Here is a 26,517-nt window from a genome sequence, read left to right on the forward strand (position 1 = left end):
TCGCCATGGTCCACGGTACGTCGCTTTCCCCTCCCATGCGCGCCTCGTCGCGTTCCAATTGTTCAGAACTTCACGTCAAGCTTGACGCTGAAGTAGCGAAATACATCGCGCGGCGGCACCCAGCTGTCGACTGTGATCAAGGGCGACGTGGCCGTCGGCCCGGCGCGGTAAGTCGGCCCGCTGGCGTTAGCGTTCGGAATGTAGAAGCGATCGAACAAATTATTGATACGGAAGCTGAGTTTGTACCGATCGCTCGGCGCCCGTACGCCAAAACCGAGATCGGCAATGGTGTAGCCAGCGTTGATCGCGCGCGGATCGTTGTTGATGTTGTTACTGTACTCGCTCTGGTATCGCACATTGCCGTCGACGAAACCGCCCCACGTCATGCCCGGAAGCTTGAAGTCCGCGTTGGCGCCGATATTGACCTTTAGCTTGGAAGTACCCGGGAACACACCGCCGCTCAGATCCTGGATGCCGGTGGTCGAGCCGGGCTTGATCGGGAAGCAGGCGCTGTTGCGACCGGGGATAGATCCGTTCGCTCCCGGTCCGCCCGGGGTGACGGCGACGTTGGTCGCATCGTTGTAGCAGGGGCCGTTCTTCCAGTCCTCGATGGTCGGACGGGTGTAGGCCAGCGAGGCGTTCACGGTAAAGCCTGGACGTACCAGCATATGGGTGTCGAGTTCAATGCCACGGGTCTGGATCAGTGGAATCGAATTGAGCTGCGTGTAGATGGTCGGGTCGTCAGGCAGCACGAACGACACATTCTGCTGGTAGCCGCGGAACCGGGTCCTGAACACGGTGGCCGCGACCGACATGCGATTGTCGAACAGGTTGGCCTTCGCTCCGAGCTCGATGGTGCGGCTCTTTTCCGGAGCGACCGGGAACGCGGCCGACGCCGTCAGGCCGCTGGTGACATCGTAGGCGCGGCCCTTGTGGCCGGTGGCCGTCATCACATAGGCCATGAGGTCGGGCGTGATCTGCTTCTGGATACTGAGCTTGCCCGTGGTGGCGTAATCCTTGTTGCCGGTGCTGGCGAACTGGTCCACGCCAACCGGGCCGGGAACGAAGGTCGAGCGGTCCAGCTGGTCCGTGTAGAAGCTTCGGCTGTAGTGGAAGCCCGATTCCTCCATGTTGCGCCGCGCGCCCGCGACCAGCGTCCAGGTCGGCACGAATTCCCATGTCGCCTGGCCGAACGCGGCCTTGTTGACGTTGTAGATATCGGTATAGTAATTTGTCGGGCTTGACGGTGAGTTGGCGGCGCAGTTGCTCGGCGCCACGCAGAAGCCCCGGATGAAATGGCGGTCGATCTCGTTGCGCGCCCACCACAAGCCAGCCACGTAGCGCACCGTTCCACTGTCGGGCGACACCAGGCGCAGTTCCTGCGTTTTGGAACGGATGTCGTAGGTGCCGAACTGGTTGTTGCCTACAGTAAGGCCGGGAACGCCTGGGCGCGCCAGGGTCGGCACGTCGACGAAGTCCTGGTCGCGCGAGTCGTTGGCCTTGTACTTGCTGTACGAGGAGATCGACATCAATTGGGCGTCGTTGGGCAGCGTGTAGGCCAGCTTCAGGCCCAGACCGTTGGTCTTGGACGAGATGCCGGTCGGGAAGTCGCGCCGCACGTTGCGGTTATTGCGGTCGGTCGGATCGATGCCGGCCATCGTGGCCGTGGCGGGCAGCAATGGATTGCCGTTCAAGTAGGCGGTCGATAGGTCGGCCGGCGTGCGCACCTGGTTGCCGGGCGTACCCGTTGTCCGGTAAAAGCCGTTGACGGCGGTGACGCCGCGCGTGTTCTGCTGCTTGTTATAGCTCGGCATCAGGTCAACGTCGAGCGAACTGGTCGGACGCCAACTGAACTTGGCCATCAGGGTCGTGCCGCCCGAGCCGTTGACATCGTCGCCGGTCGTCAGGTTGGTGAAATTGCCCGGCATGCGGCTGCGGTTGGCGGCCACGCGCACGCCAAAGGTATCCGAGACCATGCCGCCGGCCGACAGACCCAGGCGCCATTCGCCGTCGTTGGTGTACAGCGAGCTGCCACGATAGACCATCGGTCCACTGATGGGCTTGGTGACGATGTTGATCGCGCCGGCGACGGCGGATTTGCCGAACAGCGTGCTTTGCGGTCCCTTCAACACTTCGATGCGGGCCACGTCCGCCAAGTCGCGAAAGGCCTGGAATTGCGTGGCGATCGGAATGTCGTCGATGATGACCGAGACGTCCGATTCGACGCCGATGCCCACCGAGACGGTGCCGATACCGCGCATGAAGATGGCGTTGTTGGCCGCCGTCGTGCCCGAGGCCATCGTCAGCGAAGGCGTCAGTGCCACCACGTCCTCGATTTCGCGAATGTTGGTGCGGGCGATCTCCGCCTCGGTCAGCACCGAGATGGCCATCGGCACCGACTCTAGTTTTTCCACACGCTTGTTGGCGGTGACGACCACGGTCTCGAGCCGGGTGCCGTCGTTCGGCCCTTCCTGGGCGATGGCGCCGTTCGCCATGCCCAGCACCGCCGCGCCGACCAGCGCCGCCAGTGGTTTCATGCGGATGCGGCCGTGTTGATTTTCGCTATAGTTATTCAATGCCACGATTGTCTCCCCTCTTATCATCAAACACCAAAACCTGCGGCCCGTTAAGGCGATTTCGTCGGACGGGCAAGCCCCTTGAAGCGCAGCAGCGCTTCAAGAAAGTAGTAGTCGCCATAGTTGAGCGGGACGTCGATTTCCTTGCCGGCGGGCTTGTGGCCGGTGGCATGCTTGAGCAGGAAACCGCCGTTCTCGCCCGGCGCCGCCAGGTAGGCCGGCGACGAGAGGCTGCGTAGCTGCTGTTCGGCCAGCGCGAGATAGCGTTGCGCCAGCGGCGGCTCGACGAAACCGGAGAGTTCCAACAAGGCCGACGCCATGATGGCGGCTGCCGACGAGTCGCGCGGCGCGTGCGGAATCGCCGGATCGTCGAAGTCCCAGTACGGCACCTTGTCGGCCGGCAGGCGCGGATGGTTCATGATGAACGAGGCGATTTTGCTGGCCTGGGCCAGATACTCGGGCTTGCGGGTCTCGCGGTACATCATCGTGTAGCCGTACAGCCCCCACGCCTGCCCGCGCGCCCAGGCCGAGCCGTCGGCGTTGCCCTGCTGCGTGACGCGCGCACGGACTTTGCCGTTGGCCGGATCGTAGTCGACCAGGTGGTAGCTCGAGCCGTCGGGCCGGAAATGCTCGCGCAACGTGGTATCCGCATGGGCGACCGCGACGTCGCGGTAATAGTTGTCGCCCGAGGCGCGCGCAGCCCACATCAACAGCTCCAGGTTCATCATGTTGTCGACGATGACGGGAAACTTCCAGTCCTGATCGGGACGCAGGTTCCAGGACTGGATGCTGCCGACCGCCGGGTTGAACCTCGTCACCAGCGTCGTGGCGCCGGCCAGCAGCGCGTCCCGGTACCCAATCCCGCCAGCGCCGTCCTCGCCCAGCCGCAGACCGTTGCCATACCCGCAGTTCAGGATGAAGCCGACGTCATGCTGGGATTTGTCGAATTTGGCGGAGGCGGTGGCGGCCGTGTAGCGCGCCGCCGCCGCACGCCATTTGGCGTCACCGGTCGCCTCGGCCAGATACCACAGAGCGCCGGGGAAAAAGCCGCTGGTCCAGTCGCGCGTGGGGATCATTTTGACTTCGCCGTTCTCCACCGTGCGCGGGAAGCCGGGCTTGCCGGAGATCTTGTCAAGCATGGCCCCGTACTGACGCGCCGCCACCGCGATGTCGCGCGCGATGATGTCATCCATCGTTTCGGCCGCGCGCAGCGAACTCGCGGCCATTGAAATACCCAGCCCGAGGCCGAGCAGCCATCGTTTGATTTTCATTCAGTCTCCGTATCGGCGCGTGGCCGCGACAATCGGTCAATCGCCGATTTCAGAGCAAATATACACGCAAAAACTGCTTAGTAAAACGTTTTTCTTCTTGATTGAAAAAGTGCCTGCCTTTAGGGATAAGCTGTGGTTTTTTAGTGCCGGGGCGGCGCAGATACACGGAAAACATCGCCGCGGGGCGCCAGCAGAAAAATCGATTACCCCTGCCGCAGAGTGCCGCCGTAACGGGCTCAGCCGCCGTGCGGGGTCCGCCGCATGATGGACGACCGGAGAATGAGCTGCGGCTCGAGAAGGGTCAGGTCGATGTTGGCGTCGTCGCCTATGGTGGAAAGCAAGGTATTCATGCCCACCACGCCCATCTCCTCGCTGCGCAGGTCGACCGTGGTCAGCGCTGGCGACGCGTAGCGGCCGAACTGGATATTGTCGAATCCCGCCACGGAAATATCCTCCGGCACCTGGAAGCCGAGCGCTTGGGTGGCCTTCATGAAACCGAGCGCCAACAGATCGTTGTAGCAGACGATAGCGTCCGGCCGCTGCTCGCCTAACATGATGGCCGAACTCCGGCGCTCGCCCTCGGGCGCGGTGGGGGCGGCGCCGCTGAACACCTGCAATGGCAGGCCGTGTTTTTCCAGGCAGCCGCGCACACCGGCCATGCGGTCATGGTCGCGGTGCGACTTCGGGAATCCCAGGTAGGCGATGCGCTTATGCCCCATCGTCACCAGGTGCTGCGCGATCATGTAGCCGCCCCGCCGGTCGTCGCTGGTGACGGTGGGCAGCGTCATGCGGGACAGGCGGCCAAAGAATACCAGCGGCTTGTCAAGGCGGGCCATCCAGTCCATGTCCTCCTCGGCCAGCCGCGAGTACACCAGCAAGCCATCGACCCGGCGGCTCAGCGACTCCAGCAACATGCGCTCGCGGCCGGGGTTCTCGTCGATGTCGACGAGCAGCATGGTGTAGCCATGTTCGGCGGCCACCCGGTTGGCGCCCTTGACGATGCTGGTGAAATGGGGGTTGCTCACATCCAGCACCGACAGGCCGATGGTGTTGGTGCGCCCGGTGATCATCGATTGCGCCAGCGGATTGGAGCGGTAGCCGAGGTCCTCGATCACCGACTTGATGGTGGCCTCGACCGCCGGCGAAAACCGCTGCGCCTGGTTCACATACTTCGAAACGGTGGTCGTCGACACGCCGGCGGCGTTGGCGACATCGCGGATGGTGGGTACCTTGATTTTCATTATGTGTGGCGGGAACGGCTGTCCGGAAAGCGCAGATGATCGCACAGTTTATCCCCACCCCGGCCCGATCATTTGCCATTCGAGAAGCTGTTGACGTCCAAAACGACTAATATATACTTCAGTTAAACGTTTTTCAAGAACCTTTCTCAACCGCCGCACTTCCTGGACGACATGATGAACGACAGCGCCGCCGAAAAACCCTTTCATCGACTGTTGCTGACCGGTGCCGCCGGCGGGCTGGGCCAGGTTTTACGGGAGCGGATCAAGCCTTGGGCACGCATCGTGCGCCTGAGCGACCGCGCCGACTTGGGCGAGGCGGCCGAGGGCGAGGAGATCGTCCGTTGCGATCTGGCCGACAAGCCCGCGGTCCTGACGCTGGCGGAGGGGGTCGATGCGGTGCTGCATTTCGGCGGCATTTCGGTCGAGGACCGGTTCGAGCCCATCATGCAAGCGAACATCCTCGGCCTGTACAACCTGTACGAGGCGGTGCACAAGGCCGGCGTCAAGCGGGTGGTCTACGCCAGCTCAAACCACGTCACCGGCTTCTACCGCAACACTGAAATCGTCGATGCCGACATGCCACCGCGCCCGGACGGCTTCTACGGCCTGAGCAAGTGCTTCGGCGAATCGCTGTCGCGTTACTACTACGACCGCCTTGGGATCGAAACCGTTTGTCTGCGCATCGGTTCGTCGTTCGCGCAACCGAAGAACGCCCGCATGATGACCACCTACCTCGGCTACGATGACCTGGTCGAACTGCTACGCTGCGCGCTGTTCACCCCGCGCGTCGGGCACACCATCGTCTTCGGCACATCCGACAACGACGCCAGCTGGTGGGACAACCGCAAGGCCAGCCACCTGGGCTTCCGGCCGAAGGACAGTTCGCGCCGGTTCAAGCACCTTTTCCCGGATACGGCTCAGCGCCCCGGCGACGATCCGGCCACCATCTTCCAGGGTGGCCCGTTCGTGACGGCAGGCCCGTTGTACTGACGACGCCAGGCACCGATATCAACCATCAGAGAACATGAACGGAGACAGACGCATGCGCAGCGCGATAAAACCATCAACGGAACCGACGCCAAAATCGATCAACGCCCGCCTGCTCACCGCCGCGCTCACCGGTGCGCTTTCGGTGAACGCCGATGCCGCCGACAAGCTGCCACCGCCGCCATCGTCGAGCTACCAGGCGCCGCTAGCGTCCGTCCCGATGAACCAGATCATCCAGCGACGGTTGTACCCGCAACTGGAGTATCTGTTCGATAAAATGGTGGCCGAGAAGGACCGCTTCACGCTTGACGGCGTCGCGGCACTGCAGAGCAACGACAAATTCTTGCAGGGCAAAATCGCTGTCGGCCTGGCCCATGTGGTGCTGAACATGCGCAAGGACGACCCGCGCCTGCCCGAGCGCTTGCGCCAATTCCGCGCCATCGCCGACATGACGATCGGCATGGACAACCAGACCTGGGGCATCCACTACTACCTGACCGCCCTGTACCAGCTCAAGCAGGCCGGCTTGCTGGAGCAGGCGGTCTCGCCGGCCACGCTGGCGGCGCTGCGCGCCAAGCTCGACTGGCGCCACTTCGTGACCCAGCCCGACTTCCAGCTGATACGCCTGCCCACCAATTACTACGGCGTGGCCTTTAGCGTGGCCCGCCTGCGCATGCTGCTAGGCTGGGAGGATGACAGCGCCGGCAAGATCCTCCTCGACAAGATGCTCGAGCATTACAACACCTACTCGGGCAAGTTCGGCTTTTCCGACGAGACCGCCGGCGAAGGCCGTTTCGACCGCTACAGCATCCTGCTGATCGCCGAAATTTGCGAGCGCTTCATCGAGACCGGCCTGACGGTGACGCCGGAACTCAAGGCGCTGCTGCGCAAGGCGGCCGACGTGGCCCTAAACATCGCAAACACATCGGGCGACGGCTTCACCTTCGGCCGCAGCCTGGGTCCCTATGGCGAGACGGCGGCGCTGGAGATCCTGTCGGTATCGGCCTACCTCGGCGTGCTCACGCCCGAGGAAAAGCAGTACGCTTACGCCTACTCGAACCGCATCGTCGCCAGGTACGTGGACTTCTGGTACAACCCGGCGATGCGCTCGGTCGACATGTGGGGCCAAGGCCGTCGCACGGACGCCTACCGCGCCAAGCACCGCATCCTCGGCGAGAACTTTTCACTGGCACACCAGTTGATCTTCACCACCGAGTTCTGGAACAAGGCCGGGATGAAGGGCGCCGAACCCGCCGCCGATTTGCAGGCATGGCTGGACCGGACCCGGCCCCGCTTCAGCCTGGTGCGCTTCGCGCAAGGCGAGTACGACCGCGCGCTCGCCATTTACCGCGACCGGCGCCACACCTTCAGTCTGCTGATGGTCAACGGCGGCGGCGGCCAGTACGACAACAGCCCCTACTACCCGTTGCCGTTCGCCACCGGCATCGTCGCCGGCACGCCGGACAGTGGCGCCGAGCATCCGCAACTGCTACCCAAGTTCAGGCTGGCCGACGGCACTGAGCTGATTGGCACCAGCTACATCAAGGATATCGGCGCCACCAGCGAAGGCGACCAGGCCAGCGTCAGCTATCGGCAGGACGAACTGGCCAGGCTCGGCGGCAAAGCGCCGACGCCCGATGGCCGTATCCGGCTCGAAACCACGTACAAGATGGCGCCTGGCGTCATCGTGCGCACCGACACTTACACGCCGACGACCCCGATCGAGGTTACGCGCGCCAGCCTGGAGTTCGCTTCGTTCTCCGAAGGCGCGACGGTGCGAGGCAAAAAGGTCAGCTTCGCGCAAGGCGACGCTACCTCCTTCGAAGTGGAAGGGTTGGAGGCCTGCACGGTCACGCCGACCACCGGGGCCGAACCGTTCCGCTCGCCGGCCGGGGCGATGCGTTCGCTCGTGAGCTGCGCGACCACCAACTTCACTTTGGCCAGGCCACTGACAATCCGGTGGACCTTGAAGTACCGCTAATTAAGCCGCGCGGACACAGTCCGCCGCCCTCATCACCTTCACCGCCGCGTTCGGGCTTGATGCGTGCGAAACAGTGCATCGCCGCGCACCGCCACGTCGGCCACAGCTAGCGACCTCGTCCATATCGATGTCCTTGCTGCGCGCCTCTGCGTGAAAGCCGACAGCCTAGCGGAGTCGGCCAGGCCTGAACGGCTGGTCGTTAAAATGGGTAGGGGTATTAGACGCTGCGCAGTTGCTGCGGAACGCCATCATTACACACGCTGCACTCATCACCGGTGCGCGGCGCTGCACTGCCCATGCCAACACTTGGCCAGTTACGCACGATGAATCGCTACAATCCTGATCCGTTCAGTGCGACGTGACATTACTAGGCATTATTCGACGCTGGCACATTCGCGAGCAGATACCATTGAGAGAGATAGCCAGGCGGCTTGGCATATCCAGAAATACGGTCCGACGCTACCTGCGCTCGGAAACCATTGAGCCAGCTTACGCTGAGCAGCGCTCCTCAAGACCGAGGCGGCCAAGTCGCGCAAGCAGCGGCGCACGCTGAAACAGATTCATGAGGACCTAAAAGAATTGGGGTTCGAGGGGTCTTACGACAGGGTCGCGGCGTTCGCGAGGACCTGGAGGGAGGGTCAATCTGAGAGGGTCAATCCGGCCAGCAAACGAACAGCAAAGCCAATACCCTGCATACGCCATGAATCGTATTGGCAGCTAAACCGCACTTACGGCACCTCGACAAGTACAACTGCGCTTCGTGGACAGGTAATCCACCGGGCCGGCTCAGAACGGAACAGCGCTCTCCATTCCGAAACCTGACGCGCTTTGCAACGAATGTAGTCATCTACCCACCATATTTGTTAAGTAGTAGCTCAGCGTACGCTCTAGTACATCACAAAACGAAGTGTGGGGGAATAAAAAAGCCTGCGTCCAAGGAGGAACGCAGGCCTTATCAACAAAAACGCAACTAAGTAGGCTCTAGAACGGGATGTCGTCATCCATGTCCGAGAAGTTCGGCGCCGGCTTCGGTGCCGGACGTGGCGCCGGGGCAGCCATTTGCGGACGCGGGGCCGGAGCCTGACGCTGCGGTGGGGCCGATTCGTAGCCGCCGCCGTCGTCCATGCCGCCGCCATCACCCATGCCTTGACGGCCACCCAGCATCTGCATTTGCTCGGCGATGATGTCAGTCGCGTATTTCTCTACGCCGTCTTTGTCGGTATACTTGCGGGTCTGCAGGCGACCTTCAACGTAGACAGACGAACCCTTCTTCAGGTACTGGCCGACGATTTCCGCCAGGCGACCGAAGAACGAGATGCGGTGCCATTCGGTCTGCTCTTTCTGCTCGCCGGTGTTGCGGTCCTTGGATTTGTACGATGTCGCCACGGCAATGTTGGCGATCGCGTCACCGCTAGGCATGTAGCGAATTTCCGGATCGCGACCCAGATTGCCGACGATGATGACTTTGTTGACTGATGCCATTTATAAAACTCCTGAGTAACGACGGCCGCGCAGGGCGGGCTGTGTATAGAAAATCTAGACAGGGATTATAGCATCGCCCACCCGCCGGAAATCAGTGTCCATTTCACGCCGCAACTTGAAACGACGCAAGAAAATACTGGTATTATATACAGTGTCAAGCCCCGAGCGCGCGATGCAGATCAAGCCCGGCGCATATATACCCAAACCCGGCTATAGTTACGGGTTGACTCTAAAGGCCATTACATGGAACAGATCCGCATCCGCGGCGCACGCACGCACAACCTCAAAAACATCAATCTCGACCTCCCGCGCAACAAGCTGATCGTGATCACCGGGCTGTCCGGTTCCGGCAAGTCGTCGCTCGCCTTCGATACGCTGTATGCCGAGGGCCAGCGCCGCTATGTGGAGTCGCTGTCGGCTTACGCCCGCCAGTTCTTGCAGCTGATGGAAAAGCCGGACGTCGATCTGATCGAGGGCCTGTCGCCGGCTATTTCGATCGAGCAGAAAGCCACCTCGCACAATCCGCGTTCGACCGTCGGCACCGTGACCGAGATCCACGATTACCTGCGTCTGTTGTACGCGCGGGTCGGCACGCCTTACTGCATCAACCACCCCGACCAGGCGCTGGCCGCGCAGACGGTGTCGCAGATGGTGGACGCCGTGCTGGCCATGCCCGACGATACCAAGTTGATGATCCTGGCGCCGGTGGTGGCCAACCGCAAGGGCGAGCACTCCGACCTGTTCGAGCAAATGCAGGCGCAGGGCTTCGTGCGCTTCCGCGTGCAGAGCGGCACCGCCGCCGCGAAGATCTATGAAGTCGACGACCTGCCCAAGCTGAAGAAAACCGAGAAGCACACCATCGACGTGGTGATCGACCGCGTGAAGGTGACCGCCGAGATCAAACAGCGCCTGGCCGAGAGCTTCGAGACCGCGCTGCGCCTGGCCGATGGCCGCGCCGTGGCGCTGGAAATGGACAGCGGCACGGAGCACGTCTACTCCAACAAGTTCGCCTGCAACACCTGCGGCTATTCGCTGCAGGAGTTGGAGCCGCGCCTGTTCTCGTTCAATAACCCGATGGGCGCCTGCCCGGAGTGCGACGGTCTCGGTCACATCGAGTTCTTCGATCCGAAGCGCATCGTCGCCTTCCCCAACCTGTCGCTGGCTTCCGGCGCCGTCAAGGGGTGGGACCGCCGCAACCAGTTTTACTTCCAGATGCTGTCCAACCTGGCGGCGTACTACGAGTTCGATCTGGACCTGCCGTACGAGCAGCTGCCGAAGACCGCGCAGGAAGTGATCCTGCACGGCTCGGGCAAGACGCACATCCCGTTCACGTATGTGAATGAGCGTGGCCGCACCGTCGTCAAGGAGCATGCGTTCGAAGGCGTGGTGACCAATCTGGCGCGCCGCTACCGCGAAACCGATTCGATGGCCGTCAAGGAGGAACTGGCGAAGTTCATCAACGAGAAGAAGTGCCCGGCGTGCGAAGGCGCGCGCCTGCGCATCGAGGCGCGCTACGTCAAGGTCGGCACCGGCAAGCAGGAAAAGGCCATCTACGAGATCGCCGAAAAGCCGCTGCGCGAGACGCTGTCGTTCTTCGAGCAGTTGAAATTGAAAGGCTCGAAAAAGGAGATCGCCGACCGCGTGGTCAAGGAGATCATTTCGCGTCTGAAGTTCCTCAACAACGTCGGCCTGGATTATCTGTCGCTGGACCGCAGCGCGGACACGCTGTCCGGCGGCGAGGCGCAGCGTATCCGCCTGGCTTCGCAGATCGGCTCCGGCCTGACCGGCGTGATGTACGTGCTCGATGAGCCGTCGATCGGCCTGCACCAGCGCGACAACGATCGCCTGATCGAGACGCTCAAACACCTGCGCGACATCGGCAACAGCGTGCTGGTGGTGGAGCACGACGAAGACGCGATCCGCACCGCCGACTTCATCGTCGACATGGGCAAGGGCGCCGGCGTGCATGGCGGCGACATCATCGCCCAGGGCACGCTGAAGGACATCCTGAAGAACAAGCAGTCGCTGACGGCGCAGTACTTGAACGGCACGCTGAAGATCGCAGTGCCGAAGAAGCGCCATGCGGCAGATCCGGACAAGCAGCTGGTCATCACCGGCGCCACCGGGAATAATCTGAAGAAGGTGGACCTGCATCTGCCGGTCGGCCTGATGACGTGCGTGACCGGTGTTTCGGGCTCCGGCAAATCGTCACTGATCAACGATACGCTGTATCCGGCGCTGTCGCGCCATCTGTATGGTTCGCAGACGGAGCCTTCGCCGCACGACAGCATCAGCGGCCTGGAACACTTTGACAAGGTGATCGCCGTCGACCAGGCGCCGATCGGCCGCACGCCACGCTCCAACCCGGCCACGTACACCGGTTTGTTCACGCCGATCCGCGATCTGTTCTCGACGGTGCCGGTGGCGAAAGAGCGCGGCTACAGTGCCGGGCGATTCTCATTCAACGTCAAGGGCGGCCGCTGCGAGGCTTGCCAGGGCGATGGCGTGATCAAGGTGGAAATGCACTTCCTGCCGGACGTGTATGTGCCGTGCGACGTTTGCCACGGCAAGCGCTATAACCGCGAGACGCTGGAAGTGCAGTACAAGGGCAAGAACATCACCGAGATCCTCGACATGACGGTCGAAGATGCGCACGAGTTCTTCAAGCCGGTGCCGCTGATCGCGCGCAAGCTGCACACGTTGCTGGATGTGGGCCTGGGCTACATCAAGCTCGGTCAGAGCGCTACCACCCTGTCGGGCGGCGAGGCGCAGCGCGTCAAGCTGTCGCTGGAACTGTCCAAGCGCGACACCGGCCGCACGCTGTACATCCTGGACGAGCCGACCACCGGTCTGCACTTCCACGATATCGATTTGCTGATGAAGGTGATCCACCGTCTGCGCGACCAGGGCAACACGCTGGTCATCATCGAGCACAATCTCGATGTGATCAAGACCGCCGACTGGGTGGTCGATCTTGGTCCTGAGGGCGGCGCGGGCGGCGGCAAGATCATCGCCGCCGGCACGCCGGAGGATGTGGCCAAGAATCCGGCCAGCGTCACCGGAAAATATCTGGTTCCGCTGCTGAAGTAGTCCAGCTATGAAAAGGGAGCTGCCTCTCGCACCGCTCGATCAGATGATCGACATCGTCGGCAATTTTGCGCGCGGCGACGAGCGGTACGAGACGGCGATCCCGTTTTTGTCGTTGCTGCGTTCCTCGCAGCCGACAGCTGTCACGCGCGGGGTACTCAAGCCTTCGTGCTGCGTGATTCTTCAAGGCGGCAAGCGCGTGCACCTTGGCGCCGACGTTCTCGATTACGGTCCCGGCGAATATCTTGTGGTATCTGTCGACCTGCCGGCGTCCGGCCAGGTGCTCAACGCCACGCCCGGGCAGCCCTATCTGCTGCTGAACATCGAGTTCGATCCGCAGGAAATCGCCGCCATCGTGGCCGAGGCGCGCATCGCAATGGACGAAGGCGCGCAACCGGTGCGTGGCGCGTTCGTCGGCAAGTCCGACGCCGGCCTGCTGGAGGCGTTGAATAAACTGGTTCACCTGCTGCACGCGCCGGCGGCGGAAGCGGCCTTTCTGGCGGTGGGATTGAAGCGGGAAATCATCTACCGTCTGCTGACGGGCGCATACGGACGGCAGCTGTATCAAAACGTGGTGCTCGACCAGCAGGATCGCGGCATCAGCAAGGCGATCGCGTGGCTCAAGGACCGTTTCGACCAGCCGGTCAAGGTGGAGGAGCTGGCGCAGGCGACCAATATGAGCGTCTCCAGCCTGCACCACCGTTTCAAGGCGGTGACGATGATGGGGCCCATGCAGTATCAGAAGCAGCTGCGCCTGCAGGCGGCGCGCACGCTGCTGCTCAGTGGCGATATCGACGCCAGCACCGCCGCCTACAAGGTTGGCTACGAAAGCCAGTCCCAGTTCAGCCGCGAGTACCGGCGCCTGTTCGGCGCCCCGCCCATGACGGACGTGAAGAAGCTGCGCGCTTAGCTGGTCGTCACGGTGCGCTTCTCGTCCGCCACCCAATCCTTGATGTGCTTTTCCAGTACATCCATCGGCAGCGCGCCCGCGCCCAGCACCTGGTCGTGGAACTTGCGGATGTCGAAACCGGCGCCCAGCTCCTTGCGCGCATAGTCGCGCAGCTCGAGGATCTTCAACTGGCCGATCTTGTAGCCCAGCGCCTGGCCCGGCCACACGATATAGCGATCGGTCTCGCTCTGCACATCGACTTCCTCGATGCCGGAATGGTCGTGGAAGAAGTCCACCACCTGCTGGCGGTTCCACTGCTTGTAGTGCAGGCCCGTGTCCACCACCAGGCGGATCGCGCGCAGCATTTCATCCTGCAGGTGGCCGTAGTAGCTGTACGGGTCCTTGAAGAAGCCCAGCTCCTCGCCCAGACGCTCCGAGTACAACGCCCAGCCTTCGGTGTAGGCGGTATAGTTGCCCTGCTGGCGGAACATCGGCAGACCGTCGATCTCCTGGGCGATCGACAGCTGCATGTGGTGGCCTGGCACGCCCTCGTGCAGCGCCGTCGTCTCGATGCTGATGGTGGAACGGTCCTTGAATTCACCGGTGTTGACCATCACGCGGCCAGGACGCTTGCCGTCCGGCGAACCTGTCATGTAGGCGGCGGCGGAGGCGCCCTTCTCACGGAATTCCTCGACCTTGATGATCTCCACCTTCGCCTTTGGCAGCACGCCAAACTGCTGCGGCAATTGCGCGTACATCTGGTCCGTGTATTTCTGATACAGGTCGATGATCTCCTGGCGCGATTTCGGATGCGTAGCCGGATTGGCCGCCAGCGCCTTGTTGAAGGTCTTCAGATCCTTGAAGCCCAGCTTCTTCGCCGTCTCCAGCATCTGCCCTTCGATGCGCGCAACCTCGGACAGGCCGAGTTGGTGGATCTCTTCCGGCGACATGTCGGTGGTGGTTGAATTCTTCGCCTTGAAGGCGTAGCGCGCCGCGCCGTCCGGCAGCGACCACATGCCCACTTCCTTGCGGCCGTGCGGCAGATATTTGGTCTTGGTGTAGACGGCCAGCTTTTTATACGCTGGATTGACGTGGGTGCGCACGGCCGCCAGCACCTCCTTGCTCAGGCGCGCCTTATCGGCGGCCGAGAAATCCTTCGGGAATTTCTTCAACGGCTCGGCGAACGGCGACTTGGCGGGCGCCATCGCCGCCACGTCCTCGCACTGCTTGACGATCTTCGGAATCAGGAACTGCGGCGGCATCAGGCGGTCGCTGACGCCCTTCTCCATCTGCACACGCGTTTCGTCGAACAGCTTGGGCAGCGATTGCAGGCGTTTGACGTAGTCCTCGTAATCCTTGACGGTGTCGAATGGCAGCGCAGAGACGATCATCGGCGCGTCGATGTGGATGCCGGAGTTCTGCGCCAGCGGCATCTCCCAATCCTTGAAGCGGGCACCATCGACGTTCTGGCGCAATTGGCGCAGCATCAGTTCACGGTTCAATTGCTCCTGCAGCGGGAAGCCGCTGGTGTCGACCGCCTCGAAGCGCTTGAGGAATTCGCCGCTGGTCTTGATGTCGGCGTCGATGTTCGCCTGCGAAAAATCGGACCACTTGTCGTTATAGCGCTTGTCGCCAAGTAGCGAGGCCCACTCGGGGCTATTGCGCATCGTGTACTCCCACTGCTCCTTGATCAGGCTATTGAGTGCGGCGCGGCGGCCCTCGAGGTCCGGCGCGGCGTTCGCGGATTGGGCGTGGGCCGGGCCAAGCAGCAGGGAAAACAGCAGCGCGCTGGCAACGCCAAGGCGGGTGGTGGTCAGCTTCATGTAGGACTATCCATAAAAAGGGTCGAGCATGCACTGTAAATGAAGCGACGGCGCGGCGGCGGGCTTTTGTGACGGATGGCGAAAACGCGGCGACGAAACGCATTTTCGCGCGACAGGCAGAATCAGGCAAAGATCGTGCAGGAACCCCACTAACGCGCAGGCGTCGCGCTTTCTAGAATGGACGCACCTATTCCACCAAGTCGAAACAGGAGCCTAGCCATGCGCAACATCGAACATATTTACATCAACGGACAATTCGTCATCCCCCACGGGACGGAGATGGCCGATCTCGTCGACCCTAGCACCGGCCAGCTGACCGGCCAGGTGCGCCTGGGCGATGTCGAGGACACGCGCCGCGCCATCGCCGCCGCCAGGGCGGCCTTCCCGGCGTTTTCTCGTACTACGAAGGAGGAACGCGGCGCGTATCTGCAAAAGCTGCACGACGCCGTGGCGGCGCGTGCGGACGACGCGGCGCAGGCGCTCGTCGAGGAGTACGGCGGGCCGCTCAAGACCAGCGTCGGACGGTCGCGCTACACCGCCAAGATGTTTTTAGATGTGAAAAAGGTGATGGAGGATCACGCTTTCGTCAAGACCGTCGGCGTCTCGAAGGTGGTGCTGGAACCGGTCGGCGTGGTCGGCATCATCACGCCGTGGAACTCGAGCGCCTGGTTCATCGCCAACAAAGTCGCCACCGCCATCGCGGCCGGCTGCACGGTGGTGGTCAAGCCGAGCGAATTGAGCGCGGTGCAGAACCAGATCCTGACCGAGTGCTTCCACGCGGCCGGGCTGCCGCCGGGGGTGGTCAACATCGTCAATGGACGCGGCGACGTGGTCGGCGCTGAGATCAGCGCAAACCCCGGCATCGACAAGATCTCGTTCACCGGCTCCACGCTGGTCGGCAAAACCATCGCGCGGGCGGCGGTCGATACGATGAAGCGCTTGACCCTGGAGCTGGGTGGCAAAGGCGCCAACTTGCTGCTCGACGACGCCGACTTCGAAAAAGCGATACCGGCCGCGATCCAGGCCTGCTTCGTGAACAACGGCCAGGCGTGCATCGCCGGCACGCGCCTGCTGGTGCCGGTGCACCGGCTGGATCAGGTCAAGCGACTGGCCAAGGCGGCGGCGGAGGCGGTGACGGTGGGCGATCCGCGCGACGCCGGCGTGACGCTGGGTCCCATCGTCACCAGCAAGCAGTATGAGCGCGTGCAGCACTACATCCGCGTCGGCATCGAGGAAGGCGCGGAGCTGCTGACCGGCGGTCCTGGCAAGCCGCAAGGGCTGGAGGCGGGCTACTTCGTCAAGCCGACCGTGTTTGCCAACGTCACGCCGTCGATGACCATCGCCAGGGAGGAGATCTTCGGGCCGGTGCTGTCGATACTCACCTACGGGACCGAGGACGAGGCGGTCGCCATCGCCAACGATACGCCGTATGGGTTGCAGGCCTATGTCAGCTCGACCGATCTGGGGCGCGCGAATCAAGTGGCCGGGCGATTGATCGCGGGCCGGGTACATATCAACGGCATGCACGACGATTTGATCGCGCCGTTCGGTGGCTTCAAGCAGTCGGGCATCGGCCGCGAGTTCGGCCCATATGGACTCGATGCGTATCTGGAGCCGAAAGTCATCCTTGGCGAAGCAGCGCAGTATCCGGACTGAGGTCGAGCAGGTCGTCCACGTGCCGGAAGACGCGCCGTGGACGTTCGGCGGCCAGCGCATCGACATGGTTAAAGCCCCACGCCACGGCGCCGAAGCCGATGCCGGCGTCGGCGGCCGCCTTGGCGTCGCGGATCTCGTCGCCGATCAGCATCGATTGCTCCGGCGCGACGCCTGTGGCGGCGAGCACCTTGCGTATTTTGGACGGCTTGCCGAACAGCGCGGCGCCGCATTCCACATGGCTGAACAGCGCCATGAGCTCCGGCCCGAGGATGGCGCGCACATTACCCGGCGAGTTGGAGGTGACGATGGTGAGCGTCACGCCTTGGGCCTGCAAGGCGCGCAACATACCGTCGATGCCGGCGAAGAGTTTGATATTGGCAATATCGTCGGCCATGCGGGCGCGCATGAAGCGCGCGATGGCCGGCACTTTCCATAGCGGGATATCGTGATGCGCCATGATCTGTCGGGCATCCAGTCCACGTAAAACACTCTGGCGTTCGCGGTCGAGGCGTTTGAAGCGGTACTTGTCGGCGGCCTGGTCGAACACGCGCACGAAGCTGGGGAAGGTATCGGCCAGCGTGCCGTCGAAATCGAAGATGATGAGCTTGCTGGGCATAAAAAATCCGGGGTCAGGTCCACCAATGCTACACGAGCTGAACAAAGTTAATGCTCTGCTCGTGTAGAAATGGTGGACCTGACCCCGGAGTTGTTACTTGCGTGTTACTTAGTTGGCCAGACGCTGCTCGAGCTCGGCTTTCACTGCGGTCAGTTCCTTCGGCAGGTGGTAAGCCAGCTTGGTGAACAGTTCTTCGTGCAGTTTCAACTCTTCACGCCATGCGTCCTTGTCGATCGAGGTGATCGTTTCGAACTCTTCCGGCGAGAACGGGATGCCGTCCCACTTCAGGTCGCCAAAGCGCGGCGTGGTGCCGAAGATGTTTTCAATACCGCCGGCGCTGCCTTCGATGCGTTCCAGCATCCACTTCAGCACGCGCATGTTGTCGCCGAAGCCAGGCCAGACGAAGTGGCCCTGGTCGTCGGTGCGGAACCAGTTGACGCAGTAGATCTTCGGCAGCGTCTCGGCGTTGACCTTGCCCAGCTTTTCGCCCAGGTTCAGCCAGTGCTGGAAGTAGTCGCTCATGTTGTAGCCCATGAACGGCAGCATCGCGAACGGGTCGCGGCGCACGATGCCCATCTGTCCGGCTGCGGCGGCGGTCGTTTCCGAACCCATCGTCGCGGCCATGTAGACGCCTTCAACCCAGTTGCGCGCTTCGGTGACGAGCGGCACGGTGGTCGAGCGGCGGCCGCCGAAGATGAAGGCCGAGATCGGCACGCCGGCCGGGTCGTCCCAGGCTGCGTCGATCACCGGGTTTTGCGTGGCGGCCACGGTGAAGCGGGCGTTCGGGTGCGCGGCTTTGGTGCCGGACGCTGGCGTCCAGTCCTTGCCCTGCCAGTCGATCAGGTGCGACGGCGCTTCCTTGGTCAGACCTTCCCACCAGACGTCGCCGTCGTCGGTCAGCGCGACGTTGGTGAAGATGGTGTTTTCACGCATCGAGGCCATGCAGTTGAAGTTGGTCTTTTCGTTGGTGCCAGGGGCAACGCCGAAGTAACCCGCTTCCGGATTGATCGCGTACAGGCGGCCGTCGGCGCCCGGCTTGATCCAGGCGATGTCGTCGCCAATGGTGGTCACTTTCCAGCCGTCGAAGCTTGCCGGCGGGATCAGCATCGCGAAGTTGGTCTTGCCGCAGGCCGATGGGAAGGCTGCCGCGACGTAGTGCTTCTTGCCTTCCGGCGATTCGACGCCGAGGATCAGCATATGTTCGGCCAGCCAGCCCATGCCGTCCTTGGCCGCGTCCTGGTGGCCCATGTTGGAGGCGATGCGCAGCGCGAAGCATTTCTTGCCCAGCAGCGCGTTGCCGCCGTAGCCCGAACCGTAGGACCAGATTTCGCGGGTTTCCGGGTAGTGAACGATGTACTTGGTCGGGTTGCATGGCCATGCCACGTCTTTTTGACCAGCCGTAAGCGGCGCGCCAACGGTGTGCACGCAAGGCACGAACTCGCCGTCGGTGCCCAGCACGTCATAGACGGCCTTGCCCATGCGCGTCATGATGCGCATGTTGACGGCAACATAAGGCGAGTCGGACAGTTCGACGCCGATGTGCGCGATCGGCGAGCCCAGCGGACCCATCGAGAACGGCACGACATACATCGTGCGGCCGACCATGCAACCGTCGAACAGCGGGTTCAGCGTGGCGCGCATTTCGGCCGGGTCCATCCAGTTGTTGGTCGGGCCGGCTTCTTCCTTGGTGGTCGAGCAGATGTAGGTGCGGTCTTCAACACGGGCGACGTCGGTCGGGTCCGAGCAGGCGAGGTAGGAATTCGGACGCTTTTCCTGGTTCAGCTTTTTCATGGTGCCGGCGGCAACCATTTCGGCGCACAGGCGGTCGTACTCTGCCTGCGAGCCGTCGCACCAGTAGATACGGTCCGGTTTGGTCAACGCGGCGATTTCCGCCACCCAATTGATCAGTTTTTGTTGTTTGATGTAAGCTGGGACGTTCAATGTGGCAACGCCACCCATGACGGGCTGATTCATAGTACCTCCAATACAATTAAGAATTCTTGGCCATACGCGCTACGCGGCAGGATCGTCGTCAGCTTGTGGCTTGCGCTCGGAAGCCCATTCGAAATGGGTCGGCGGGTTACGGCGGTCTTGTCGAAAGCGCCTGGTGTATGCACAGGCGCGCAACTCTTTTTGGTGGGGAGTTGTTCATTTTTTGAGCGATTGTACACCCGTCAATAGGCGATTCAATCAAAAATGTAGGAGAAATTGTTGACTAAAGTAGTAAGCTATTCCGGTTCTTCCTGACACTGTTATTTCGCTACGAATTTCATCATAAGATCGGCTAACTCCCATGAAAATCGCTATTCTCGACGATTACCAGAACGCAACCGTCACGCTCGCTTGCTATGATCTGTTGCGCGGGCACGAGGTGAAAGTGTTCAATAACACTACAAAAGGGCTGGGACAGCTCGCGATCCGGCTGGCGCCGTTCGATGCGTTGGTCTTGATCCGCGAGCGCACTACATTTAGTGCGGCGCTGCTGAACAAGCTGCCCAACCTCAAGCTAATTTCGCAAACGGGCAAGCTGGCCGGGCATGTCGATGTGGCAGCGGCGACCGAACTGGGCATCGCCATCGCGGAAGGAGTTGGCTCGCCGACCGCGCCAGCCGAGCTGACGTGGGCGCTGATCATGGCCGCCGCGCGCAAGATCGTGCCCTACGCCACCAATCTGAAGGATGGGCTGTGGCAGACCGCTTCGGTTAATCCGCAGCTGAACGGCCTGGGCGTGGTGCTCAAGGGCCGTACGCTGGGGCTTTGGGGCTACGGCAAGATCGGCCAATTGATCGCCGGCTACGGCCGGGCGTTCGGCATGCAGGTGGTGGTGTGGGGCAGCCAGGCCAGCCGCGACAAGGCGGTGGCCGATGGCTACGCGGCGGCGGCGTCGCGCGAGGCGTTCTTCGGCGAGGCGGATGTGCTGAGCTTGCACTTGAGGCTGCATCCGGACACGCGCGGCATCGTCACGGCGGACGATCTGGCGCGCATGAAACCGACCGCGCTGTTCGTCAACACCAGCCGCGCCGAGCTGGTCGCACCCGGCGCGCTGGAGCAGGCGCTGAACCAGGGCCGGCCCGGCTACGCGGCGATCGATGTGTTCGAGACCGAGCCGCTGGAGGCGACCTCCCCGCTGCTGCGCATCCCGACCGTGCTGGCGACGCCGCACCTCGGTTACGTGGAACAGGACAGCTACGAGCTGTACTTCCGCCACGCGTTCCAGAACATCGTGGATTTTGCGAACGGCACTTGCGACAAGATCAATAACCCGGAATACAAGACAAACGCACGCCGGTGACGCGTGCATGACCCAGCCTAATCCGTCTGCTCCGGCACTTCCGGCAGACCGGTCAGGTTAATGCGCGGCGTCGGCATCACATGCACCTTGTTCCACAGGCCGGCCCAGCCGGGCGGCCAGCCGATCTCCGGCCCGGCGTACGGCGGCAAGGTGGCGCGCACCGGTATCACCGGCACCGCCGGCATGTCCGCCAGCGGTCCGCCGTCGGGACGCTGCATGTCCAGACTGTACATATACCCTGGCAACAACGCTTCGCAGACGCTGTCGAACCACGCGGTGTGGTCCTCGTCGCGGCCCAGCGCCTGCGCCAGGCCCTGCGGATCGAATTTGGCCAGCGCGTGGATCAGCTCCTCGGTGGTGGCGCCGGGCGAGTCGCCCCAGCCCATCACCGGATTGACATTGTAGTCGGCGCCGGAGCCATACCAGCCCTCGCGCCACGAGCGCTGCATCCAGTCGCGCCGGCCGGTGAACAAATGCCAGCGCCAGTGCAAGCCCGACGGCTTGGGCCAGGAATACAAATAGAGCCTTTGATAACCCGCCTTGTGCAACGCGCGCACCACCGCCATCAGCCGCGCGTGGGGCATGCGGTCGGGCGGCGCGCGGCGAAACAGGATCGCCTCGCCATCGGCGAACTGCACCTCGTCGGTGGACAGGTTCAGGTCGAGCGTGCGCGACTCGCTGCCAAAGCGGGCCGAGATCCAGCCGGTCAGCAGATTGACCGTCGTGATGACGCCGTAGCCGCGATGGCGATGAAAAATAACAGTTCCGGGGGCAAGGGCTTTCATGGTGCGGAGGCGGACAAAAGAAACCAGTGTAGACCTAGTACGCTCAAGTTTCCAGCCCGCCGCGTCGTCTTTTTTGCGCTCAAGGGTATTGCGGAGTTTGGGTTATGATGCAGGTCATTTTCACCAGCTTGAGCTTTTAATATGACCTTGCGCATTCTCGCCACCGGCGGCACCTTCGACAAACATTACAACGAACTGAACGGCACCCTGGGCTTCGCCGAAAGCCACGTGCCGGCGCTGCTGGAACGCTGCCGCCTGACCGTCGATGTGGCCCTTGAAACATTGCCGTTAATGGACTCGCTCGACATGGTAGACGCCGACCGCGAGCGCATCCTGGCCTCGTGCCGCGCCGCGAGCGAGAAGGCGATCGTGATCATCCACGGCACAGACACCATGCCGCAAACGGCGATGGTGCTCGGGCCGGCCGAGCTCGGCCAGACGATCGTGCTGACCGGCGCCATGATCCCTTACGAGATCGCCAATTCGGACGCGTTGTTCAACCTCGGCTTTGCCTGCGGCGTGGCGCAAACCTTGCCGGCCGGCGTGTATGTGGCGATGAACGGCAAGATTTTCGCGTGGGATAACGTGCAGAAGAACAAAGCGGCCGGCGTGTTCCAGCCGCTGTAAAAATCCGGACAAAAAAAAGCCGCGGCATCCAGCGATGTCGCGGCTTTTTTTACGCCAAAAAACTTAGGCTTTCGCTTCGCCGCCCAGTGCTTCGACCACGTCGGCCATCAGCTTGTTCAGCTCGCCCGTCATCAGCATGAAGTCGCCGTCGAAACGCTCTTCGTCGTTCTTGGTGCTCGATTCCTTTTCGGCGATCACGTCCAGCGGCTTGATGCCCTTGATCGCCAGCGATTCGGTCAGCACGAACGAAATTTTGCTGTCCCACGTCATCGCCAGGCGTGTGCACTGCTTGCCGGCGGCGATGTGGCGGCGCACCTCGTCCGCTTCCAGCGTGTGGCGCACGTAGCGCACGGCGGCCTTGCTCTCGCCGGTGGCGCGCAGTTCGGTGTCCATGTCGACCGTGAAACCGGCCGGCGCGTCGTCCGCCTGCAGCCATTCGGTCATCACGCCGACCGGCGAGCGCTGCACGCGCAGGCTTTCCAGCGGCAGTTTATCGACTGCCTTGAGCAGCAGCTTGATCACTTCGTCGGCCTTGGCCGGGCTGGCCGCGTCGACCACCAGCCAACCGTTGACCGGGTCGATCCAGGTCCAGACGTTGCTGCGGATCGAGAACGCGCGCGGCAACAGTTCGTCGGCGACGCGCTCTTTCAGCTCTTTCATGGCTTTCTTGCCAGGAGCGAAACCTTGCGCTTCTTCCATCTCGGCGGCGCGGGCCTTGGCGACCTGGTTGATGACGGTCGACGGCAGCAGTTTTTTCTCCGTGCCCAGCAGTATCAGCATTTGCTTGTTCACCACATGCACCAGGCCGCCGTTCGGGCGCGGCGTGTCCCAACCCTGGCGCAGCAATTCGTTGCTGCTGGCTGGTACGAAGGAGTGGGGAGCGAGGGCGGCTTCCAGTTGTTCAGGGGTATAGGCCCAAGGGGCCGGCAGACGGTAAATCTGAAGATTCTTAAACCACATGAGTGTTGCCTTGTCCTAAAGTGAAAATGCCAGGGAACGACATTTTACACGGTGGCGGCCGGCGCAGGCTGGTATCCGCGCCGGCCGCCAGTCTTTCAACCGCGCTTACAACGACGGCGCGCGCTTGCTGGTGCGCACCTCCCCGCGCGCCGCAGGCGGCGTGCCGTCGGTGCCGATGCTGACCAGGGTTGTTGTTGCCACGCCACCGTTGGCGTCGAGCAGTTGCACGCCACCCAGGTAGCGTTTGCCCTCGCCAAGGCCGGCCCAGCTTAGTCCAACGGTGGCCGTGCTGCCGGCCACGATGCGGCCCGGTACGGCCGCCTTCAGGTTGCCGCCGGCGTCGCTACGGTTGACCATGCCCGAAGACAAGGTGAACGCCGCCGTCGACCGGCCGGACAGCGCATAGCCGATCACGCACAGCTGGTAGGCGCCGGCAGGCGGACTGGCCAGCGAGATCGTCTCGTTGGCGCCCACGTGCATGCTGAAGTTAACCAGCGCGCCGTTTTGCAGCAGCACCAGGTCCAGGTCCTGCGCGCCGCCGGCGCCGCCCTCCACGTCACGGTCGAACAGCTCGAAGCGAGCCGCCACCGTGCCCGAAGGCACCGTCACCGGCACCAGGCGCACGCCGCCGCCGCCGGCCTTGCAGGCAGCCACCGCCTGCGCCACCGTGTCGGCGCTGCCGGACGGCGCCTGCGCCACGCTCAGCGCGGTGCGCGTGACTTCCTTCATGCCGGCCACCACGGTGGCGAGCTTGCCGCTGAAGCCCGTGTCCACGCTCAGCAGGCGCATGCCGCTGGCGCGCGCGGCCGTGACCAGCGGCGCCGTCACCAGCGGCGGGCCGGAGCGCGCCTGCAGTGGACTGCGCACCGTATGCGCGCCGTCGCTCCAGGTCAGCGCGCCGAATTGCCAGACGTTGTCCGGCGCGCCGTTGCGGGTCAGCGTGACGGTGAACGACTGGCTCTCGCCCGGCGCCAGGGTCAGCGCGGCCGGCGTTACCGCCACGCTGTAGCCGCTCAGGGCGGCCTTGGCCGTGTAGGTGGTCCGCGCCGGGCCGACGTTGGTGACGGCGCGTGTGACGCTCTGGCTGCCCATGACGTTGTTGACGGTGATCGACGCCTGGTTCAGGTTGTAGCTCTGGATGGTGCCGGCGCCGCACTCCTCGCTGATGCCCAGGCCACACATATATTTGCGGTAGTCGGGCAGCGCGGCGTCGTACACCAGGCCGGGATCGGCGGCGGCGTTGGGCGCGACGTGGCCGGCGCCCTGCCCCCACGGCAGCACGCCGCGCGCGGCGCCGGTCTGGGCGTCGGGCAGCGTGTCGGTGGCCGAGGTCATCAGCGCCGACTTGATCGCCGCCGGGCTCCAGTCCGGATGGCGCTGGCGCAGCAGCGCGGCCAGGCCGGCCACGTGCGGCGAGGCCATCGACGTGCCCTGGTAGAACGCGAAGGCGGTCGGCGGCGTCAGGGCGCCGGCGGCGACGGCGTCGCGCTGGTCGGTCGTCAGGCCGGGCGTGACGCTGGCGAGGATGTCGACGCCGGGCGCGGCCAGGTCCGGCTTGAGCAGGTTGGGGTCGGTCGGATTGGGGCCGCGCGATGAAAAGCCCGCCACCACCGGCGACTTGACCAGGCCGCGCGTGGCGGCAAACTTGCCGATCGCGCCGGCTGCGCCGGCCGTTTTGGCGTACTGCTGGATCAGGTGGCCGTCGTCCACCGTCACGTGCACGGTCGGCACCGAGTGCACGTCGGCCACCGGACCGGCGCCGTCGTCGACCATGACCATCCCAACGCCTCCCGCTTCCAGCACGGCGCGGCTTTTCTCGACGCGGTCGATGGCGCCGCGCGTGCAGGTGACGATCTTGCCGCGCACCTTGGCCGGATCGAGCACCGGCGCGCCGCTGTTGGAGGCGGCGCTGTAGCACAGCGACAGCGCCTCGGCGTCGGCCCCGGCAACGCCGGCGTCTTCGGCGCGGATCAGCGGGCTGCGCGGCAGCGCGGTCTGGTTCAGCGAGGCGCCGTTGTACTTGACGCCGTTGGCCAGGGTCAGCGGCGCGGCCAGCGTACGGTCGTGGGTGGACGCGGCCACCGTCGCCAGCCACGGGCTGACGTGGTTGACCGACGGCCCCGGCCCGGCGTTGCCGGCGGCGGCGGCAACGAACACGCCGGCGCTGGCCGCGTGCAGGAAGGCCTGCTCGACCGGATCGTCGACCCGGTCGCCGCCGCTGATCGAGTAGTTAATCACGTGCACGCCATCGAGCACGGCCTTTTCGACCGCCGCCACGCTGTCGCCGGTGAAGCAGCTCGAGGTGGCGCCGGTCGGATCGGCGTCGTCCTGGTAGGACCAGCACACCTTGTACATGGCGACGCGCGCGCGCGGCGCCATGCCGGAGGTCGCGCCCATCGGCACGCCGTCGACGCTGGACTCGACGCCGCCGTTGCCGGCGGCGGTGGTGGAGGTGTGGGTGCCGTGGCCGCCGTGGCCGACGCGCCCGCCGAGCGAATCGCGCGCCGAGCGGAAGTCGCTCCAATGCGGCGTCAGGCCCTGTTCGCGGTAGTCGGCGTCGAAGTATTGCGCGCCGATCAGCTTGTTGTTGCAGTGGCGGGTCTCGAAGCCTTCGCCGGGCGTGCATTCGCCCTTCCACGCAGCCGGCGGCGCGTCGTAGGCCGGCGTGCCGCTGGCGTCGAAGGTCGGACGGCCGGCGCCGTCGACGCGGTCGGCGTACGACAGGCTCTCGGGCCAGACGCCGCCGTCGAGCACGCCGACGATGATGTCCTCGCCGGCATGTTCCTTGCCGCCGAGCTGGCTCCACAGGCCGCCCGGCTGGTCCAGGCCGAGGAAAGCGGGCGTGTAGCTGGTGACCGGCGTGCGGCGCTCGTCGGCGTAGACGGCGGCGACATCTGGGCTGGCGGCCAACTGGCGCACCTCGGCGTCGGTCAGCAAGGCGTTGAAGCCGTTGAAGACCACCTTGTAGTCGTAGATCACGGGCGCGGCGGCGACGGTGGCGCGGACCTTGGCGCGGCGCTGGTCGAGGTAGGCGCTGTAAATATGCACTTCGGGCGCGTTCAGGTCGAGGTGGGCGCCGCCGGCCGGGCGCGTGGCGCGCATGCCGGCGACGCCGCCGGTGTAGCCGGCAACAGGCTTGTCGGCCAGTTTGACCAGATAGCTGCGGCGCGCTTCCTCGGCGCCGGCGCCATGGGCGGCGCACAGCAGCAGCACCGCCAGATAGAGGGGATGACGTTTCATGGAA

The 26,517-nt window shown here is 63.6% G+C and carries 18 protein-coding genes; 8 read left to right on the plus strand and 10 right to left on the minus strand.

The window, feature by feature from the left end; genetic code table 11:
• Positions 1 to 62 precede the first annotated feature (62 nt).
• From ACZ0BA_RS21750 to ACZ0BA_RS21760, 3 genes are all read right to left on the minus strand, one after another.
• On the minus strand, positions 63 to 2,582 hold the full coding sequence (locus ACZ0BA_RS21750) for a TonB-dependent receptor (RefSeq protein ID WP_463453253.1): 2,520 nt from the start codon (positions 2,580 to 2,582) through the stop codon (positions 63 to 65).
• A gap of 44 nt (positions 2,583 to 2,626) precedes the next feature.
• Positions 2,627 to 3,847, minus strand: a complete 1,221-nt coding sequence (locus tag ACZ0BA_RS21755) for a glycoside hydrolase family 88 protein (protein ID WP_463453254.1) — start codon at positions 3,845 to 3,847, stop codon at positions 2,627 to 2,629.
• Between the two features lie 236 nt (positions 3,848 to 4,083).
• Complete coding sequence (locus tag ACZ0BA_RS21760) at positions 4,084 to 5,088, minus strand: LacI family DNA-binding transcriptional regulator (protein WP_463453255.1); 1,005 nt, start codon at positions 5,086 to 5,088, stop codon at positions 4,084 to 4,086.
• A gap of 174 nt (positions 5,089 to 5,262) precedes the next feature.
• Here ACZ0BA_RS21760 and ACZ0BA_RS21765 point away from each other — a divergent pair, with 174 nt between their 5' ends.
• From ACZ0BA_RS21765 to ACZ0BA_RS21775, 3 genes are all read left to right on the plus strand, one after another.
• A complete protein-coding gene (locus ACZ0BA_RS21765; protein WP_463454808.1) occupies positions 5,263 to 6,078 on the plus strand; it encodes an NAD-dependent epimerase/dehydratase family protein in 816 nt (271 codons plus the stop codon).
• A 52-nt stretch (positions 6,079 to 6,130) separates the two neighbouring features.
• Positions 6,131 to 8,056, plus strand: coding sequence for a hypothetical protein (locus tag ACZ0BA_RS21770; protein WP_463453256.1), 1,926 nt, complete (start codon positions 6,131 to 6,133; stop codon positions 8,054 to 8,056).
• 358 nt (positions 8,057 to 8,414) lie between these two features.
• Complete coding sequence (locus ACZ0BA_RS21775; RefSeq protein WP_463453257.1) at positions 8,415 to 8,609, plus strand: helix-turn-helix domain-containing protein; 195 nt, start codon at positions 8,415 to 8,417, stop codon at positions 8,607 to 8,609.
• A 428-nt stretch (positions 8,610 to 9,037) separates the two neighbouring features.
• On the opposite strand, the gene ssb is transcribed toward ACZ0BA_RS21775, so the two are convergent.
• Positions 9,038 to 9,538 carry a single-stranded DNA-binding protein gene (ssb, locus tag ACZ0BA_RS21780; RefSeq protein ID WP_315216250.1) on the minus strand — a complete coding sequence of 167 codons (501 nt, stop codon included), beginning with the start codon at positions 9,536 to 9,538 and terminating at the stop codon, positions 9,038 to 9,040.
• Positions 9,539 to 9,781: 243 nt separating this feature from the next.
• Between ssb and uvrA the strand changes: the two genes are divergently transcribed.
• Together uvrA and ACZ0BA_RS21790 are read left to right on the plus strand one after the other, a co-directional pair.
• On the plus strand, positions 9,782 to 12,628 hold the full coding sequence (gene uvrA, locus ACZ0BA_RS21785; protein WP_463453258.1) for an excinuclease ABC subunit UvrA: 2,847 nt from the start codon (positions 9,782 to 9,784) through the stop codon (positions 12,626 to 12,628).
• Between the two features lie 7 nt (positions 12,629 to 12,635).
• The gene (locus tag ACZ0BA_RS21790) at positions 12,636 to 13,535 is read left to right on the plus strand and encodes an AraC family transcriptional regulator (protein WP_463453259.1); all 900 of its coding nucleotides are present in this window, start codon (positions 12,636 to 12,638) and stop codon (positions 13,533 to 13,535) included.
• Here ACZ0BA_RS21790 and ACZ0BA_RS21795 read toward each other — a convergent pair.
• Complete coding sequence (locus tag ACZ0BA_RS21795; protein ID WP_463453260.1) at positions 13,532 to 15,337, minus strand: DUF885 domain-containing protein; 1,806 nt, start codon at positions 15,335 to 15,337, stop codon at positions 13,532 to 13,534. The two genes, ACZ0BA_RS21790 and ACZ0BA_RS21795, sit on opposite strands and share 4 nt — an antisense overlap.
• A gap of 219 nt (positions 15,338 to 15,556) precedes the next feature.
• Here ACZ0BA_RS21795 and ACZ0BA_RS21800 point away from each other — a divergent pair, with 219 nt between their 5' ends.
• A complete protein-coding gene (locus ACZ0BA_RS21800; RefSeq protein ID WP_463453261.1) occupies positions 15,557 to 16,993 on the plus strand; it encodes an aldehyde dehydrogenase family protein in 1,437 nt (478 codons plus the stop codon).
• On the opposite strand, the gene ACZ0BA_RS21805 is transcribed toward ACZ0BA_RS21800, so the two are convergent.
• Positions 16,959 to 17,609: an HAD hydrolase-like protein gene (locus tag ACZ0BA_RS21805; RefSeq protein ID WP_463453262.1), complete on the minus strand. Its 651-nt coding sequence runs from the start codon at positions 17,607 to 17,609 to the stop codon at positions 16,959 to 16,961. The genes ACZ0BA_RS21800 and ACZ0BA_RS21805 overlap by 35 nt on opposite strands.
• A 108-nt stretch (positions 17,610 to 17,717) precedes the next feature.
• Positions 17,718 to 19,583, minus strand: coding sequence for a phosphoenolpyruvate carboxykinase (GTP) (locus ACZ0BA_RS21810; RefSeq protein ID WP_463453263.1), 1,866 nt, complete (start codon positions 19,581 to 19,583; stop codon positions 17,718 to 17,720).
• A 319-nt stretch (positions 19,584 to 19,902) separates the two neighbouring features.
• On the opposite strand from ACZ0BA_RS21810, the gene ACZ0BA_RS21815 reads away from it, so the two are divergent.
• Positions 19,903 to 20,901: a D-2-hydroxyacid dehydrogenase family protein gene (locus tag ACZ0BA_RS21815; RefSeq protein WP_463453264.1), complete on the plus strand. Its 999-nt coding sequence runs from the start codon at positions 19,903 to 19,905 to the stop codon at positions 20,899 to 20,901.
• Between the two features lie 17 nt (positions 20,902 to 20,918).
• Here the strand turns inward: ACZ0BA_RS21815 and ACZ0BA_RS21820 are convergent, their stop codons facing one another.
• Complete coding sequence (locus tag ACZ0BA_RS21820; RefSeq protein ID WP_463453265.1) at positions 20,919 to 21,686, minus strand: L-asparaginase; 768 nt, start codon at positions 21,684 to 21,686, stop codon at positions 20,919 to 20,921.
• A gap of 141 nt (positions 21,687 to 21,827) precedes the next feature.
• Here ACZ0BA_RS21820 and ACZ0BA_RS21825 point away from each other — a divergent pair, with 141 nt between their 5' ends.
• Entirely contained in the window at positions 21,828 to 22,313 is a 486-nt protein-coding gene (locus ACZ0BA_RS21825) for an asparaginase domain-containing protein (RefSeq protein ID WP_463453266.1), read from the plus strand.
• A 63-nt stretch (positions 22,314 to 22,376) separates the two neighbouring features.
• Here ACZ0BA_RS21825 and ACZ0BA_RS21830 read toward each other — a convergent pair whose 3' ends face one another.
• Positions 22,377 to 23,273: a recombination-associated protein RdgC gene (locus ACZ0BA_RS21830; RefSeq protein WP_315216218.1), complete on the minus strand. Its 897-nt coding sequence runs from the start codon at positions 23,271 to 23,273 to the stop codon at positions 22,377 to 22,379.
• A gap of 105 nt (positions 23,274 to 23,378) precedes the next feature.
• Entirely contained in the window at positions 23,379 to 26,513 is a 3,135-nt protein-coding gene (locus ACZ0BA_RS21835) for a S8 family serine peptidase (RefSeq protein ID WP_463453267.1), read from the minus strand.
• Between the last annotated feature and the right edge of the window lie 4 nt (positions 26,514 to 26,517).

It is taken from the genome of Duganella sp. AC917, assembly GCF_979258245.1.